Below are 15691 nucleotides of genomic sequence, written 5' to 3' on the forward strand. Positions count from 1 at the left end.
CCAAGCTAGAAGAGAGTTCGACAAATTTGCCATCCATGTCGGTAAATTAGCCCGATCGTGGAGTTGATGGAACGGCCGGCAGACTGCCGTCCGAGCCCTCTCGGAAGGATCGACATGGCCGCGACAGCAGTACCGACTCAGCGTCAGAAGCGCCTCGGACACGAACTGCGCAGGATGCGCGTGGCCGCGGGCGTGTCAGCGGAGGAGGCGGCCCAGCTGCTCGGCGTCGACCGAGGCAAGATCTCCTATATGGAGTCCGGGGTGCGGAACGTCAGCGAAGAGCGCCTACGGACGTTGGCCAAGCACTGCCGCTGCGAGGACGACACCTACGTGACGGCCTTGGTCGAGATGGCCAAGGTCGGGAACAGGGGCTGGTGGGAGCAGTACCGCAGCACCCTGCCTCAAGCCCTGCTGGACATCGCGGAGTTGGAGGCGCGAGCCACCCGCATGCGTGCGGCGTGCACGGTGCACATTCCCGGCCTTCTACAGACCACGGAGTACGCGCTGGCCGTGTTCCGCGCCGTACTCCCTCATCTACCGGAACACGAAGTGACCATGAGGGCGGCCCATCGCAGCCGGCGCCAGGGGGTGTTGTCCACCGACCCGGCTCCCCCGTTCACCGGCATCGTGCATGAGGCGGCCCTTCGCATGCAGTTCGGTGGGCCACTTGTCACCCAGGAACAACTCGGCTATCTGCTGGCGCAGTCGGAGATGGACGGTGTCACCGTGCTGGTCGTTCCCTTCGCCCGCGGAGCCTTCCCCGGCGCCGGGCAGACCGTTTTGTACGCGGAAGGGGCGACGAGTCAACTCGACACCGTGCAGATCGACAACTCCCATGGTCCGGACTTCCTCTACGCGGAGGCCGAATTGGCGAAGTACCGTGCTCACCTGGACCGGATGGAGGACCTGGCGCTGTCCCCCGACGACTCGAGGGACTTCATCCGAGCCGTCGCACGCGACCTCTAGGAGGCTTCATGTCCGAGATCCAGTGGGAAGAGGCGTTCTGTGGGGAGGGCAACTCCTGCTTCCGACTCGGGACTGATGAGACAGGCAATGCCTACATAGCAGTCAGCGGCCAGGAGGACCGTTTCATCACGGACAGCCGAGAGGCCTTGCGGACCATGATCCTCGACATCAAGGCAGGAAAAGCCGACCACCTGCTCCAGTCATGACTTCTCGCGCAGCACGGTTTTGAGACCCCGGCCCAGATGACGGGCAACCCCGGATCGGGGAGACACTCCTGGATGTTCGGTCGACTTCGGGGTGCGTGAACCGCACCATTCCGCCTCGACAAGCCAGTTCCTGCAGCAGCGGCGACGGAGCGGAGCGCAGGTCGTCGAGGCAGCCCCCGCGGCCGTCGAGGACCGGTGCGGGTTAGCCTCGGGTCAGAGACACGAAAAAGTACGAGGAGGCGCTCAATGGCCAGGGTTCCCAGCGCGGTGGTTGCCGCCGGTGGTCTCGTCGGGGGGTACGGCGTTGCCCGCTGGACCAAGAAGCGGCAGCTCGGCGGGGTCGTGCTGGCCGTCGCCGGCGGCGCTGCCGCGCAGCAGTGGCGCAAGCAGGCCGGCGGGAAGGCCGCGGGGGCGCTGACCGCCGCCTACGTCGCCGCGTTCGCCGGGTCGCATCCACTGGCCAAGAAGGTCGGCGCCTGGCCGTCCGTGTTCGGCGTCGCCGGGGCGGTGGCCCTGGCTTCCTGGGCCGTGGCCGACCGGCGCGGCTGAGTCCTGGAGTCCGGCACGGCTCATCCCTGGACGACCGGCGCGGCCGCGCCTCGCCGACCGCCACGGCCGGCCCCTGGGCGACCGGCCGGTGCGCCCTGCCCGGAGGCAGGAGTCACCCCACCGACTGCTCCCCCGCCTGTGCGCGGTACCGCCCAGGAGTCGTGTCGAACTGTCGCTTGAAGGCGTGCGAGAGGGCGTAGGGGGTGCCGTAGCCGACGCGCTGGGCGATTGCGGCCAGGGGATCCGCGGTCTCGCGGAGCAGGGTGGCGGCCAGGGTGAGGCGCCACCAGGTCAGGTACGCCATCGGAGGGCGGCCCACGAGACCGGTGAAGCGGCGGGCCAGTGTGGGGCGTGAGACGCCGGCCTCGGCGGCGAGGCGATCGTTGGTCCACGGGGCGGCCGGGTCCGAGTGCAGCGCTCGTAGCGCGGCGGTCGTCACCGTGTCACTCAACACGGCCGGCCAGGCGCCGGTCGCGGCCTCGGCCATCCAGGAACGGATCATGTAGACGAGGAGCAGGTCGAGCAGGCTGGGGACCGCGATGCACGAGCCCGGCTGCCGCGCCTCCAGCTCACGGCCCAGCAGGTCGATGGCGGACCGGAGTTCGGGGTGGCTGCCCACGCGGTTCTCCAGGAGGACGACCTCGGGCAGCTCGCTCATCAGCGGATGCGCGCGGCTGCGGTCGAGCCGGTACTTCCCACAGAGCAACTCGGCCTCGCCGCCGGCCGCTTGAGGCGGCCGCGACTCCTCCGACCAGCGCTCGAAGGGCACCGCGTGTCGTACGGCAGCGGCGTCGGCAGGGGAGTCGGCGAGCACATGCCCGGTGCCGTGCGGGAGCAGTACCGCGTCACCGGCGCGGAGCGAGACCGGAGGGCCGCCCTCGGGCAGCAGCCAGCAGGTCCCCTTCAGGACGACGTGGAAGCCCGCCCCGTCGTACCCGGCCAACCGTGTGCACCAACTGCCGCTCACCCGCACCCGGTTGGAGGAGGGCTGCCCGATGCGTACGGCGGCGATCGCGTCACTCACCACGTCCATTGCGCCAGGCTATCCGGTGCGGCATGGACTGAGACGAACGCGTATTCAGGTGAGGCCGGCAGGCATTGGGATGCTCTGTTGTGCCGTTTTAGGGTCGAGGACATGGACAACGAGAACTCCCGGAGCGGGAGCGCACAGCGCATCATGCTGGGGGACGTCGAGGTCATCCGGATCGTCGAGTGGCAGGCGCCGTTCGCTCCGGCCCGCGGCCTCGTCCCCGAGTCGACCGACGAGGTCTGGACGGACAACGCGGACTGGCTGGCGCCGGACCACTGGGCCCCGGACGGCGGCGAGGCCGTGGTCGCGCTGCAGACCTGGGCCTTGCGCAGCAACGGGCGGACCGTCCTGGTCGACACCTCGGTCGGCAACGGCCGCGAACGACCCGGCTCGCCGCAGTTCCACCACTGGCAGGGCGACTTCCTCGGTCTGCTCGCACAGGCCGGCATCTCCCCGCAGGATGTCGACGTCGTCGTGAACACCCACGTCCACGGCGATCACGTCGGCTGGAACACCCGGGATGTCGACGGGCACTGGGTGCCGACGTTCCCCAACGCCCGATATCTCATCCCGGCTGCCGACGACTTCCACTACGGGCCGGACAACTCGTACGGGAACGGCGTTCGCGTGGACGACCGGCTGATCTACCAGGACAGTATCGCGCCCATCCACCGGTCCGGCCAGGCCGTGCTGTGGGACGGCGCCCACCGCATCGACGAACACCTCACCCTGGAGTCGGCACCCGGCCACACCCCGGGATCCAGCGTGCTCCGGCTCGAATCGGCGGGCGACCGTGCCGTGTTCGTCGGCGATCTGGTGCACAGCCCCGTACAGATCCTCCAGCCCTGCTGGAACAGCTGCTTCTGTCTCGACCCGGCACAGGCCGCGGCAAGCCGCCGCCGGATTCTCGAACGGGCCGCCGCCGACCGCGAACTGGTCGTCCCCGCGCACTTCGGCGGGGCCGGCGCGGTGGAGGTCCGGAAGGAGGGCGAGGGGTTCGCCCTCGGGGCGTGGGCGGCGTACGGCGCGGGCGGCAGCGCCGGCGTCGGCGCTGCCGTCCGGGGAGGGCGTTCCTGACGGTTCCGGGGAAGCGCCCAGGCCGAGAGCTACAACTCGGCCTGTCCCGCCGCCCCCTTCAGCGCGCGCAGGTCGAAGACGTCGCCCATCTTCTGGTAGCCCAGGTCGCTGGGGTGGAGGTGGTCGCCGGAGTCGTAGTCGGCGCGCAGGCGGCTCGGCTCGTAGGGGTCCCTGAGGGCCTTGTCGAAGTCGACGACTCCGTCGAACACCCGGCCCGCCCTGATCTGCGCGTTGACCTGCTGCCGTACCGCCTCCCGGGCCGGGGTCCAGCCCCGGTGGCCCTTGAACGGCATCAGGGTCGCGCCGACAACCCGCAGGCCGCGCGCGTGTGCCTCGCGGACCAGGGTGCGCAGGCCCTCGGTGATCTTGTTGGGGTCGGCGAGCCTGGGGTCCTTCAGGATGTCGTTGATGCCGAGGTCGATGACGACGCCCTTGACGTCCGTGCGCGAGAGGACGTCGCGGCCGAAGCGGCCGAGGCCGCTCTGGTTCTCGGCGGGCCGGCCGAGGCCGTCGGTGAGGATCTGGTTGCCGCTGATGCCCTCGTTGACGATGCCGTATCGGGGCAGCTGGACGCCGCTCTCCAGCGCCGTGTGCAGCCGGTCCGACAGGATGTCGGTCCAACGGTGGTTGGCGTCCACGGTGGAGGTGATGCCATCCGTGATCGAGTCGCCGAACACGACGACCGTGCCGTTCGCCTCGTTGCTGAGCACGTCCAGCGCCGTCAGATACCGCCAGTACGGCGTCTGTTCGGTGTACGGCGTCCCCGTCGCGTCCTCGGTGCGGTCGCCCTGGGCGACGTACGACATCTGCCGCGCGTACGGATGGTAGGTGACCGGTCCGGACGGGGTCGGCGAGAACGTGGTGACCAGGACGTCCGCCCCGTGCGGGATGGTGAGGCGTACGGCGTCGCTGACGATCTCCCGGCCGGCCGGTATCACCACGCTCGTCGCGCCGTTGAAGGTGAGCCGGCGCATCGTACGCGCGTCGGCCGCCGCCGTGCCGTCCCCCGAGGAGAGGGCGATCGAGGCGTGGGTGATCGTCAGCGGGGCCTGGCCGTAGAGGTTGGACAGGGTGACGCGGGCGCTGGTCCCCGCGGTGCTCGCGTGAACGACGTTGCGCACGGAGCGTCCCGCCAGGCCGGCCGTCTCGGTACCGGGTTCGCCGCCGACGGGGGACGCCGCCCAGGAACCCACCCAGGCGCCGGTGGACACCGGGGCGACGGTCGCGCCCCGGTGCGGGCGGGCGTCGTCCACGGTGCCGCCGGCGGCTCCTCCGCCGGCCGACGCGACGACGTAGATGCCCGCCGCCAGGGCTACGACCAGGGCGACGAGCGCGCTGAGTACGACATGGTGTTTCGTGGCGGCCACGGGCCTCGGCTGCTGCGCAGCGGGCCCCGCACCCCCGTCATGACGCTTGCTCACTCTTGCGTTGTTCTCCTCGGGCGATGGGAGCCCGAGGCTCCGATCCGGTGAGCCCATGATGCGGCATGGGCCGGGGCGGGCAGGCGGCGGGGCCGACACGCGCGCCCAGATTCCCCGTAGAGACAGACGCCGGGAACTCTCGTTCCGTTCCGGGAGTCGGTCAGGAAGGGACAATTGTGCGCGGGATCACCGACGGGGTCCCCGACAGGATCACCGACGGGACCACCGGCGGGGTACCTGGAAGGATCACCGACGGGGTCACCGAACGGTGGAGCGGATGGGACGGGGACGGATGGAGAGCGAGAGCAACGCCACGGGAGCCGGGAGCTACGGGCCCGAGGGCACGGAGTCCGGCCACACGGAGTCCGGCCCCACGGGGTCCGACGGCGACATGGAGTCCGCGAGCACGGAGGCCGACGCCACCGCGCCCGGAACCGGAAGAGCGCCGGAACCCGGACGAGGGCCGGAAGCGAGCGCCGCCGCCACCCGCACCCCCTCCTACCGGACCATGACCGCCTTCACCCCCGCCGACGAGGAGCGCCGGCGCGGCGTGCGCCGGATGAAGCTCACCGCGACCGGCATGCTGCTCTTCGTCGCCGTGGTCTACGTCCTCGCCACCTGGGCCTCCCACTCCGGCGCCGGACCCTGGGCCGGCTACGTGGCCGCCGCAGCCGAGGCCGGCATGGTCGGCGCGCTCGCCGACTGGTTCGCCGTCACCGCCCTCTTCCGCCACCCCCTCGGCCTGCCCATCCCGCACACCGCGATCATCCCCACCAAGAAGGACGCGCTCGGCGTCTCCCTCGGCGAGTTCGTCGGCGAGAACTTCCTGTCCCAGGACGTCGTACGGCAGCGGCTGCGCGCCGTCGGCATCGGCAGCCGGCTCGGCGCCTGGCTCGCCGAGCCCGAGCACGCCGACCGGGTAACCGCCGAACTCGCCACCGCGCTGCGCGGCGCCCTGACCGTGTTGCGCGACTCCGACGTGCAGGCCGTCGTCGGCGAGGCGATCACCCGGCGGGCCGACGCGCAGGAGATCGCCCCCGGCATCGGAAAGCTGCTGGACCGGATCGTCGCCGACGGCGGGCACCGGCGGGTCGTCGACCTCGTGGTGGCCCGCGCCCACGACTGGCTCGTGCTGCACCAGGACAACGTCATGGACGCCGTGCAGGGCGGCGCCCCCGGCTGGACCCCGCGCTTCGTCGACAAGAGGGTCGGCGAACGCGTCTACAAGGAACTGCTCCGCTTCGTCACCGAGATGCGCGACATGCCCTCGCACCCCGCGCGCGGCGCCCTGGACCGCTTCCTCACCGACTTCGCCGCGGACCTCCAGTCCGACACCGACACCCGCGCGCGCGTCGAACGGCTCAAGCGGGAGGTGCTGGGGCGCGGCGAGGTACAGGACCTGATCGCGTCCGCCTGGACCGCCGTACGATCCATGATCGTCGCGGCGGCGGACGACGAGCGCAGTGAGCTACGACTGCGGGTGCGGGCCGCGCTGCTGTCGCTGGGCGCGCGGATGGCAAACGAGCCGAAGGTGCAGGAGAAGGTCGACAGCTGGGTCGAGGGCGCCGCCGTGCACGTCGTCGGCACCTACCGCAAGGAGATCACCTCCCTCATCACCGACACCGTGGCCGGCTGGGACGCCGAGCACACCACCCGCAAGATCGAGGCCCACATCGGACGGGACCTGCAGTTCATCCGGATCAACGGCACGGTCGTCGGCTCCCTGGCCGGACTGGTGATCTACGCCCTCTCCCGGGTGGTCGGCGCGTGACCCACGACTGATCACGGGCGGTTCAGGGCACTCGGTTCCCGTTGCCCCGTACCCACGTCCCCCCGTTCCTCGACGAGGAGGGAGCCCATGAGCGCTGCCGAGGCCGCGACCGGCCGGACCATCACCACGGACATCCCCGCCCGGCTGGACAGACTGCCCTGGTCCCGCTGGCACTGGACGATCGTCATCGGGCTGGGCACCGTATGGATCCTGGACGGCCTGGAGGTCACGGTCGTCGGGAACATCGCCAGCCGGCTGTCCGAGCCCGGCAGCGGGCTGTCCATCTCCTCCGGCCAGGTCACCGGCATCGCCGCCGCGCTCTACGTCGCCGGCGCCTGCATCGGCGCCCTCTTCTGGGGGCGCCTCACCGACCGGTTCGGCCGCAAGAAGCTGTTCATGATCACCCTGGCGGTGTACCTCGCGGCGACCGCGCTCACCGCGATCTCGTGGACGGCCTGGTGGTTCTTCCTGTTCCGGTTCCTCACCGGCTTCGGCATCGGCGGCGAGTACGCGGCGATCAACTCCGCGATCGACGAACTGATCCCGGCGAACTACCGCGGCCGCGTCGACCTCATCATCAACGGCAGCTTCTGGCTCGGCGCCGTCGGCGGGTCCCTGCTCTCCATCGTCGCCCTCAACACCGACCTGCTCGCCGCGAACCTGGGCTGGCGCCTGACGTTCGCCCTCGGCGCCGTCCTCGCCTCCGTCATCCTCCTCGTACGACGCCATGTGCCCGAGAGCCCACGGTGGCTGCTGATCCACGGCAGGGACCGGGAGGCGGAGGAGATCGTCTCCGACATCGAACGCCAGGTCGAGGAGACGAAGGGGGAACGGCTGCCCGCGCCCGAGGGCGAACTGGAGATCCACCAGCGCCACAGCATCGGCTTCATGGAGATCGCGAGCACGATCTTCCGCACCTACCCCAAGCGCGCCGTCCTCGGCTTCTCCCTCTTCATCGGCCAGGCCTTCCTCTACAACGCCATCACCTTCGGCTTCGGCGCCATCCTCACCAAGTTCTTCGACGTGCCCTCCGACCACACCGGCTACTACTTCGCCGTCATCGCCATCGGCAACTTCTGCGGCCCCCTGCTGCTCGGGCGCCTCTTCGACACGGTCGGCCGCCGCGTGATGATCTCCTCGACCTACCTGCTGTCGGGCGTCCTGCTGTTCCTCACCGCCTGGCTGTTCAGCCAGGGCACGCTCAACGCCACCACGATGACCGCCTGCTGGTGCGCCGTCCTGTTCTTCGCCTCCGCCGGCGCCTCAAGCGCCTACCTGACGGTCTCCGAGATCTTCCCGATGGAGACCAGGGCCATGTCCATCGCCTTCTTCTACGCCCTCGGCACCGCCGCCGGCGGCATCAGCGGCCCCCTGCTCTTCGCCGACCTCACCAACACCGGCAAGACCAGCGACACCGTCCTCGCGTTCTCCATCGGCGCGGCCCTCATGTGCGCGGCGGGGCTCGTCGCGGCGGCTCTCGCGGTCAACGCCGAGCGCCGCTCCCTGGAGGACGTCGCCCGCCCCCTCACCGCGGTGGCCGGCAAGGCGAAGGCCGCGACCAAGGGCGCCCGCCCCGGCACCAGGTCCGGCGGCCCCGCGGCACCCCCGGCCGGCAGCACGCCGTGACCCGGGGATACTGGCCCCCATGACGCGCTTGATCCTCGCCACCCGCAACGCCGGAAAGATCACCGAGCTGAGGGCCATCCTCGCCGACGCAGGCCTGCCGCACGAGCTGATCGGCGCCGACGCCTTCCCCGACATCCCCGACGTCAAGGAAACCGGCGTCACGTTCGCCGAGAACGCGCTGCTCAAGGCCCACGCCCTCGCCCAGGCGACCGGACTCCCGGCTGTCGCCGACGACTCCGGCCTCTGTGTCGATGTCCTGCACGGCGCCCCCGGCATCTTCTCCGCCCGCTGGGCCGGCCGCCACGGCGACGACAAGGCCAACCTCGACCTGCTCCTCGCCCAGCTCTCCGACATCGCCGACCTCCACCGCGCGGCCCACTTCGCCTGCGCGGCGGCCCTCGCCCTCCCGGACGGCACGGAACGCGTCGTCGAGGGCCGACTCCGCGGCACCCTCCGCCACGCCCCCACCGGCACGAACGGCTTCGGCTACGACCCGATCCTCCAGCCCCACGGCGAGATGCGCACCTGCGCCGAACTGACCCCGGAGGAAAAGAACGCGATCAGCCACCGCGGCAAGGCTTTCCGGGCACTGGTACCGGCGGTGCGGGAGCTGCTGGGCTGACTGTGAAGGGGCCGTCCACATGTGGACGGCCCCTCTGAGCGTGCGGCCGATGGGAGTCGAACCCACATGGGCAAATGCCCCGAGGCACCTAAAACCTCTGCTTATACCATTCAGCAACGGCCGCCTGCCCGCTCATGCTACCGGGACTGCGTGCGACTCCCACCCCTGCACCACGTATTGGTGATGGCATGGCAATTGGGACACAGGAGCCGCAGGTTCTCGCGTCGGTCGTCACTCCAGTCACCATTGACGTGATCAACCTCGAGTGTCATGGGCCTCCCGAGCCACTCGGGGCCCACCCCACACTCGGCGCATTCCTCCGGTACGCCCACCTCATGGAGAGCACGGCGGAGTAAATGCGTTCGGGTCCGGCGTCGCCCGTCCTGCTTGACGAGGATCTCCTCGGCTCGCCTGGAACGGCGGGTCTTGCCCCGTTGATGAGCCTGCCCGAGGAAGTGCGCGGTCGAGAAGCCCCCTTCGGTCACCCACTGACGCAGCAGCGCTCTCTGGGGACCCGTGTCGGGGCGTCCAAGTCGCCGCAGCGTCTCGGCAATGGAGACCGAGTCGGCGACAGCGACACGCAAACCCTCAGGCGGGGACGAGTCCGGCTTCCTCATGCCGCGCCGTCCTGATGGTGCGCCTTGCCGCGGCCCCGATAACTGTCCGTCGTGGAGTGGCAGTTGGGGCAGGGGAACCGCAGGTTCTCGATACGGTTGTCGCGCCAGTTGCCGTCCACGTGATCGACCTCGAGTGGAAGCGGACGGCCCCGCCACACCGGCTCCGTGCCGCACCGGGCGCAGTGTTCCGGGATGCCGAGAGACGTCATCGCCCACCTGAGCCGATCGCCAGGAATGCGCCGTGCTCGATCGGCCGGTTGCTGGACGAGAAAGGCCTCAGCAGTACGCGGGCGCCAAGGCCTTCCCCGCGTCGTCGGCATGCGGAAGTGTGACGTGTCGATCCCGTAGGCCTTGATCCGGCGGCTGATGTGCGTGTGATGTCCGCCGACGACTTCCAGGCCGAGTCGGCGCAGTACCTCGCACATGTTCGTGGAGGCGGCTACGGCCTCCTGGAGGATTTCCCGGGTCCACTTCACCCCCTCCCGCTCGAAGTGCGAGACGTCGACTCCGAGCTTCTTCATCCGTTCTGCCACGTACCGCCGCGTCGAACTCCTCGGGTCCACCCCCAGCCGCTCCAGCGCGTCTGACAAGTTCCGCGCTCCCCGCGCGGCGTCCTCCAGCCGTTCCTTGGTGTACACGCTGACCCCCATCGAACCCTCTCCGTTCCGGCTGCGTGTTCGCAGCTCGTACGGAGTAACGAACCGTTTGTCGGACAGTCACGGTGGGGACAGGGGACGGCCCGCGCCGGGGTTTCCGGGGCGGGCCGTAAGGGGCTGCGGGGCTCGGGGCTCAGATGCCGAGGTCCTTGATCAGTTTGGCTACGTGGCCCGTTGCTCGGACGTTGTAGAGGGCGTGGGAGATCTTGCCCTCCTCGTCGATGATGATCGTGGAGCGGATGACGCCGAGGTAGGTCTTGCCGTAGTTCTTCTTCTCGCCGTAGGCGCCGTAGGACTCGGTGACCGTCTTCTCGGGGTCGGCGAGGAGGGTGATGCGGAGGGATTCCTTGTCGCGGAACTTCGCCAGCTTCTCGGGCGCGTCGGGGGAAACGCCGATCACGTCGTAGCCGGCGGAGGCCAGGAGCTGGAGGTTGTCGGTGAAGTCGCAGGCCTGCTTGGTGCAGCCCGGGGTGAGGGCCGCGGGGTAGAAGTAGACGATGACCTTGCGGCCCTTGTGGTCCGACAGGGACACCTCGTTGCCGTCGGCGTCGGGGAGGGTGAAGGCCGGGGCCACGTCCCCGGGCTGGAGTCGCTCGCTCATCCGGCCAGGGTAACCGGGTCGACCGGGGGGCCTTGCGATGCGGTGGGGCGGGGAACTGACAGACTGTTCGTCAACAGCAGCAGAGACTTCGGAGGCCGTGCGGTGGCGGAGACGTCGGACACCAGAACACCGGCGCAGATCGAGGCGGACATCAGGCGCCGCCGTGAAGTGCTGGCCGAGACGCTCGACGAGATCGGAGTGCGGGTGCACCCGAAGACGATCGCCGGGGACGTCAGGGCGAAGGTCGTCGCCAATGTCGACCACACGGTTGGGCGCGCGTATGTGCAGGTCAACCGGGTGGTGAGTGAGGTCAGGGCGCAGTTCGTGGACGAGGAGGGCGCGCCGAGGCTGGAGCGGGTCGTGCCGGTCGCGCTCATGGTCGTGGGCGTGGTGGGGCTGCTCGCCCTGGGGCCCCGGCTGCGCAGGGGCTGACGTCGGTGGCGTCGATGGTGACCCGATCGTCCGTGGACGGCGGCCGGGCAGGTAGGTTCGGGGCGTGAGCGCCAACAGAAACAGCACCCCCCATCACGACAAGCTGCCCATCCGGATGCTGCACGACCGGGTTCTCGTGCGGACGGAGACCGGTGAGGGCGAGCGGCGGTCGGGGGGCGGCATTCTGATTCCCGCGACCGCTGCGGTCGGCCGCCGGCTGGCCTGGGCCGAGGTCGTCGCGGTCGGGCAGAACGTGCGGACGGTGGAGCCCGGTGACCGGGTGTTGTTCGACCCGGAGGACCGGGCGGAGGTCGAGGTGCGCGGTGTGGCGTACGTGCTGATGCGCGAGCGTGATCTGCACGCGGTGGCCGCGGACCGGTTCGAGGGCTCGGAGGACTCCACCGGCCTGTATCTCTGAAGCGGGGTCCGTCAGGGGCCGGTGGCGCTTGTCACCGGCCCCTTTGTCGTTTGTTTGCTAGGTTCGAAGGAGCCCGACGAGACGCGCCGTACCGGGATGCAGGCAAAGACGACGCACGGCAAGAAGTAGGTCGTCGTTCGTCTCGGAGGTTTCCCGTGGCCTGGGTTCTGCTGGTCGTCGCCGGTTTGCTGGAAGTCGGCTGGTCGATCGGGATGAAGTACTCGGACGGGTTCACGCGGCTGGTGCCGAGCGTGCTCACCGGTGCCGGGATCGTCGCGAGCATGGTCCTGCTGTCGTACGCCGCAAAGTCGCTGCCCATCGGTACGGCCTACGGCGTGTGGGTGGGCATCGGCGCGGCCGGAGCGGCGGTGCTCGGCATGGTGGTACTGGGCGAGCCCGTCACCGCCGCCCGCGTGTTCTTCGTATGCCTGCTGCTGGTCGCCGTGATCGGCCTGAAGGCGACCTCGGGTCACTAGCCGTGACCGGGGCACGGAAGGGGGCTCGGTCACGGGAGCGGCCCGTGGGCGCCGGCGGCTAGCCCGTGGGTAGCTGGCCTCCGGCGGTGTCGGTGCCGGCGTCTGTGTTGCCGCCGCTGGGCAGGTTGCCGCCGGTGGTGTCTCCTCCGGTGGTGGGCCCGCCGGTCGTTCCGCCGTTGCCCTGCGTGGTGCCGCCCGCGGCGTCGCCCTGGCCGGTGGTGGTGCCGCCGGTGGTGCCCTGGCCCGTGGTGGTTCCGCCGGTGGTGCCCTGGCCTCGGGTGGTCCCGCCATTAGCCGGCGGGGTGCCGCCGGTGGTGGGGGCGCTGGGCGTGCCGCCGGTGGGGGGCGTGCCGGTGGTGCCGCCGTTGTCCTGGCCGGCGGTGCCGGGCTGGGCCGGGGGCTGGGAGGTGGGCGGCGCGGTCTGTTCGGCGCTGGGCTGGAGCTGCAGGTCGAAGTCGGTGACCGGCTTGTTCTTGAGCGCGGCGCGGGTGTACTGGGCCCAGATCTGGGTGGGCGGGCCGCCGCCGTTCATCCGGGGAACGCCCATGACGTTGTACAGCGACTTGTGCTGGGCGGTCACCGGGTCCTGGCCCATGACGGAGACGACGGTCGCGAGGTCGGGGGTGTAGCCCGCGAACCAGGCGGCCTTGTCCTCCTCGGCGGTGCCGGTCTTGCCCGCGGCGGGGCGGCCGACGGCCTGGGCGGCGGTGGCGGTGCCGTTGTCGACGACGCTCTTGAGGACGTTGGTGGTGGTGTCGGCGGCCTCGCGGCTGACGGCCTGCTTGTCCGTCTGCTGGGGCAGCTGGACCACGCTGCCCTCCTTAGTGACCTTCTTGACCATGGTGTAGGTGCCGTGCCGGCCGTGGTTGGCGAGCGTGGCGTAGGCCTCGGCCATGTGCAGGACGCCGGCGGTGTTGGTGCCGAGCGCGATCGACGGGGAGGGGTAGAGGTCCTGGGTGTCGGCGGGGATGCCGAGGTCCACGGCGGTCTGCTTGACCTTGCCGGGGCCGACGTCCACGGCCATCTGCGCGTACACCGCGTTGACCGACAGGTCGGTGGCCTCGCGGACGGTGATGTCGCCGTACGACTCCTGGTCCTCGTTCTCGGGGGCGTAGCTGCCGCCGCTCCAGCCCTCGACGGGGCGCTCGTTGGTGCCGTCGTAGTCGGTGTTCGGCGTGATGGTCTCGCCGTCCTGGGTGGTCGAGCCGTTCTGCAGCGCGGAGGCGAGGACGAACGGCTTGAAGGTCGAGCCGACCTGGAAGTCCTGCCGGGTCGCGCCGTTCGTGTACTGCTTCACGTAGTCGATTCCGCCGTACATGGCGACGACCTGGCCGGTCTTGGGGTCGACGGAGGCGCCGCCCGCGCGGACGTACTTGTCGGCCTGGTTGTTCTTCTTGTCCAGCTTGGACATCAGCTGGTCGTTGACCGCCTTGACGAATGCGTTCTGCTTGCCCTTCTGGAAGGTGGTGGTGATGCGGTAGCCGCCGGCCTCCAGCTCGTCGGCGGTGACGATCTGGTTGCTGATCAGGTAGTTCTTGACCGCGTCGACGAGGTAGCCGCGCTGGCCGGAGAGGTTGGTGGAGAGCGTCTGCTCCTTGGGCATGGGGAACTTCATGCCGGCCCGCTGGGAGGGGCTGAGCCAGTTCTTCTTGACCATGCCGTCCAGGACGTAGTTCCAGCGGGCGACGGCGGCGGCCTTGTTCTCGGGGTGGGCGATGACGTCGTACTCGCTCGGCGCGTTGACGAGGGCCGCGAGGTAGGCGGCGCGGGCCGGGTCGAGGTCGGCGGCGTCCTTGCCGTAGTAGGCCTGGGCGGCGGCCTGGATGCCGTAGGCACCGCGTCCGAAGTAGCTGGTGTTGAGGTAGCCCTCGAGGATCTCGTCCTTGGACTTCTCGCGGTCGAGCTTGATCGCGATGAAGAATTCCTTGGCCTTGCGGGTGAGGGTCTGCTCCTGGCCCAGGTAGTAGTTCTTCACGTACTGCTGGGTGATCGTCGAGCCGGACTGCTTGCCCTTGCCGGTGGCGGTGTTCCAGCCGGCGCGGAGCATGGCCTTGGGGTCGACGGCGGACTCGGTGTAGAAGTCGCGGTCCTCGGCGGCCAGTACGGCGTGCTGGGCGTCCTTGGAGATCTCGGCGAGGCCGACGTTCTCGCGGTTGACCTGGCTGTCGCGGGTGTCGCGGGCGAGCTGGGAGCCGTCGGCGTAGAGGTAGACGTTGCTCTGCTTGGTCGCGAGGGCGTTGGCGGTCGGGATCTTCACGAGGGAGTAGCCGAGGAAGAACAGGCCGATGACCAGCATGACGCCGATGACGAAGGTGCCGAGGACCATGCGCCAGGTGGGGATGACCCGCCGCCAGCCGGTGCGCTTGCGCCGCTTGGGCTTCTTGGGCCCCTTGCCGCCGCCGACGGGGGCGGAGGCGGAGGCGGGGGCTGCGGGGTCCGCCGGGTTCCCGTTCCGGCTCGCGGTCGCGTTCGCGTTCGGGTTCGCGTTCCGGTTCGCGTTCTGCCCGGGGGCGTGTTCGGGGGTGCCCGTGGTGTTGCGGGTGCCCCGGGCCGCGGCCGCGCGGGCCGCGCGCGCGGCGGCGGGGCTCGCGAGGCCGGCGGCCTGGGCGGCGTGGGAGGCCTGAGCGGCCGCCGCTGCCCCGCCAGAACCGGCAGCACCCGCAACACCGGCAGCACCGGCAGCACCGGCAGCACCGGCGGCACCGGCGCCTGCTGAGGCATCCTTGACGCGCCCGAGGACATGCGTGGTCTCGGCCGCGGGGGCTGGCCCGCCCGGCGTGGCCGACGGCGCGTCCGTGTCCTTGATCCGCCGCAGCACCTGCGTCGACTCGGCCGCCGGGGCCTCCTCGCCGGGATTCGCGTCCTTGGCGTCCTTCGCGTCCTTCGCGTCCTTCGCGTCCTTCGCGTCCTTCGCGGACTTCGCGCCCGTGCCGTCCCCGGCGTCGACCCGCCGAAGCACCTGGGTCGCCTCGGGGGCCGGGCCGGGGCCCTTGCCCGGGGCCTGCGCGGCGTCCTTGCCCGGAGCCTGGGCCGAAGCCCGGTCCGGCTCCTGCCCCTCGCGCTTCTCACCCGTTCGGCGCAGTTCTCCGCCTCCGCTCCCGGGCGCGGCCGGCGCGGGCGTGCTCTGCTCGTGGGCCCCCGCTCCCCCGGGCCCCTCGGCGGCCTGCGGTTCCGTCGGCGGGCCGCTCTGGTGCTGCGGCTGCGGCTCGTCGGTCATGTCGTG

Annotated in this window: 16 protein-coding genes, 1 tRNA gene and 1 riboswitch; of the genes, 10 read left to right on the forward strand and 7 right to left on the reverse strand. The window is 70.5% G+C overall.

What is annotated here, in order from left to right:
• The first annotated feature begins 114 nt into the window (after window positions 1-114).
• The 3 genes from ABZ854_RS26570 to ABZ854_RS26580 all read left to right on the forward strand — a co-directional run bounded on the left by ABZ854_RS26570 (window position 115) and on the right by ABZ854_RS26580 (window position 1721).
• The gene (locus ABZ854_RS26570) at window positions 115-966 is read left to right on the forward strand and encodes a helix-turn-helix transcriptional regulator (protein WP_361215161.1); all 852 of its coding nucleotides are present in this window, start codon (window positions 115-117) and stop codon (window positions 964-966) included.
• A gap of 8 nt (window positions 967-974) precedes the next feature.
• On the forward strand, window positions 975-1172 hold the full coding sequence (locus ABZ854_RS26575) for a hypothetical protein (RefSeq protein ID WP_361215163.1): 198 nt from the start codon (window positions 975-977) through the stop codon (window positions 1170-1172).
• Between the two features lie 246 nt (window positions 1173-1418).
• Complete coding sequence (locus ABZ854_RS26580; RefSeq protein ID WP_129308939.1) at window positions 1419-1721, forward strand: hypothetical protein; 303 nt, start codon at window positions 1419-1421, stop codon at window positions 1719-1721.
• A 112-nt stretch (window positions 1722-1833) separates the two neighbouring features.
• On the opposite strand, the gene ABZ854_RS26585 is transcribed toward ABZ854_RS26580, so the two are convergent.
• A complete protein-coding gene (locus ABZ854_RS26585) occupies window positions 1834-2754 on the reverse strand; it encodes an AraC family transcriptional regulator (protein ID WP_361215165.1) in 921 nt (306 codons plus the stop codon).
• 102 nt (window positions 2755-2856) lie between these two features.
• Here ABZ854_RS26585 and ABZ854_RS26590 point away from each other — a divergent pair, with 102 nt between their 5' ends.
• On the forward strand, window positions 2857-3828 hold the full coding sequence (locus ABZ854_RS26590; protein ID WP_361215167.1) for an MBL fold metallo-hydrolase: 972 nt from the start codon (window positions 2857-2859) through the stop codon (window positions 3826-3828).
• A gap of 29 nt (window positions 3829-3857) precedes the next feature.
• Here the strand turns inward: ABZ854_RS26590 and ABZ854_RS26595 are convergent, their stop codons facing one another.
• Window positions 3858-5195 (reverse strand): SGNH/GDSL hydrolase family protein, encoded by a 1338-nt coding sequence (locus tag ABZ854_RS26595; RefSeq protein WP_361215169.1) that lies wholly within the window; start codon window positions 5193-5195, stop codon window positions 3858-3860.
• A gap of 346 nt (window positions 5196-5541) precedes the next feature.
• On the opposite strand from ABZ854_RS26595, the gene ABZ854_RS26600 reads away from it, so the two are divergent.
• The 3 genes from ABZ854_RS26600 to rdgB all read left to right on the forward strand — a co-directional run bounded on the left by ABZ854_RS26600 (window position 5542) and on the right by rdgB (window position 9268).
• Complete coding sequence (locus tag ABZ854_RS26600; RefSeq protein WP_361215259.1) at window positions 5542-7020, forward strand: DUF445 domain-containing protein; 1479 nt, start codon at window positions 5542-5544, stop codon at window positions 7018-7020.
• Window positions 7021-7107: 87 nt separating this feature from the next.
• Entirely contained in the window at window positions 7108-8646 is a 1539-nt protein-coding gene (locus ABZ854_RS26605) for an MFS transporter (protein WP_361215171.1), read from the forward strand.
• A gap of 19 nt (window positions 8647-8665) precedes the next feature.
• Window positions 8666-9268, forward strand: a complete 603-nt coding sequence (gene rdgB / locus ABZ854_RS26610; protein WP_361215173.1) for an RdgB/HAM1 family non-canonical purine NTP pyrophosphatase — start codon at window positions 8666-8668, stop codon at window positions 9266-9268.
• 41 nt (window positions 9269-9309) lie between these two features.
• Here rdgB and ABZ854_RS26615 read toward each other — a convergent pair.
• The 4 genes from ABZ854_RS26615 to bcp form a co-directional block, all read right to left on the reverse strand.
• Window positions 9310-9392 (reverse strand) — tRNA-Leu (locus ABZ854_RS26615).
• Between the two features lie 13 nt (window positions 9393-9405).
• Complete coding sequence (locus ABZ854_RS26620) at window positions 9406-9885, reverse strand: HNH endonuclease (RefSeq protein ID WP_361215175.1); 480 nt, start codon at window positions 9883-9885, stop codon at window positions 9406-9408.
• The gene (locus tag ABZ854_RS26625) at window positions 9882-10535 is read right to left on the reverse strand and encodes an HNH endonuclease (protein WP_361215177.1); all 654 of its coding nucleotides are present in this window, start codon (window positions 10533-10535) and stop codon (window positions 9882-9884) included. The genes ABZ854_RS26620 and ABZ854_RS26625 overlap by 4 nt, the downstream gene beginning before the upstream one ends.
• A 139-nt stretch (window positions 10536-10674) precedes the next feature.
• Window positions 10675-11142 carry a thioredoxin-dependent thiol peroxidase gene (gene bcp / locus ABZ854_RS26630; RefSeq protein WP_361215179.1) on the reverse strand — a complete coding sequence of 156 codons (468 nt, stop codon included), beginning with the start codon at window positions 11140-11142 and terminating at the stop codon, window positions 10675-10677.
• 102 nt (window positions 11143-11244) lie between these two features.
• Between bcp and ABZ854_RS26635 the strand changes: the two genes are divergently transcribed.
• The 3 genes from ABZ854_RS26635 to ABZ854_RS26645 all read left to right on the forward strand — a co-directional run bounded on the left by ABZ854_RS26635 (window position 11245) and on the right by ABZ854_RS26645 (window position 12468).
• Complete coding sequence (locus ABZ854_RS26635) at window positions 11245-11574, forward strand: DUF3618 domain-containing protein (RefSeq protein WP_361215181.1); 330 nt, start codon at window positions 11245-11247, stop codon at window positions 11572-11574.
• A 64-nt stretch (window positions 11575-11638) separates the two neighbouring features.
• The gene (locus ABZ854_RS26640) at window positions 11639-11992 is read left to right on the forward strand and encodes a co-chaperone GroES (RefSeq protein ID WP_129308931.1); all 354 of its coding nucleotides are present in this window, start codon (window positions 11639-11641) and stop codon (window positions 11990-11992) included.
• A 48-nt stretch (window positions 11993-12040) separates the two neighbouring features.
• Window positions 12041-12110, forward strand: a riboswitch (guanidine-III (ykkC-III) riboswitch).
• Between the two features lie 37 nt (window positions 12111-12147).
• A complete protein-coding gene (locus tag ABZ854_RS26645; protein ID WP_361215183.1) occupies window positions 12148-12468 on the forward strand; it encodes a multidrug efflux SMR transporter in 321 nt (106 codons plus the stop codon).
• 58 nt (window positions 12469-12526) lie between these two features.
• On the opposite strand, the gene ABZ854_RS26650 is transcribed toward ABZ854_RS26645, so the two are convergent.
• A complete protein-coding gene (locus tag ABZ854_RS26650; protein ID WP_361215185.1) occupies window positions 12527-15685 on the reverse strand; it encodes a transglycosylase domain-containing protein in 3159 nt (1052 codons plus the stop codon).
• Between the last annotated feature and the right edge of the window lie 6 nt (window positions 15686-15691).

The sequence above is a fragment of the Streptomyces sp. NPDC047028 genome, assembly GCF_040644095.1.
In the GTDB taxonomy this organism is placed as follows: Bacteria; Actinomycetota; Actinomycetes; order Streptomycetales; family Streptomycetaceae; genus Streptomyces.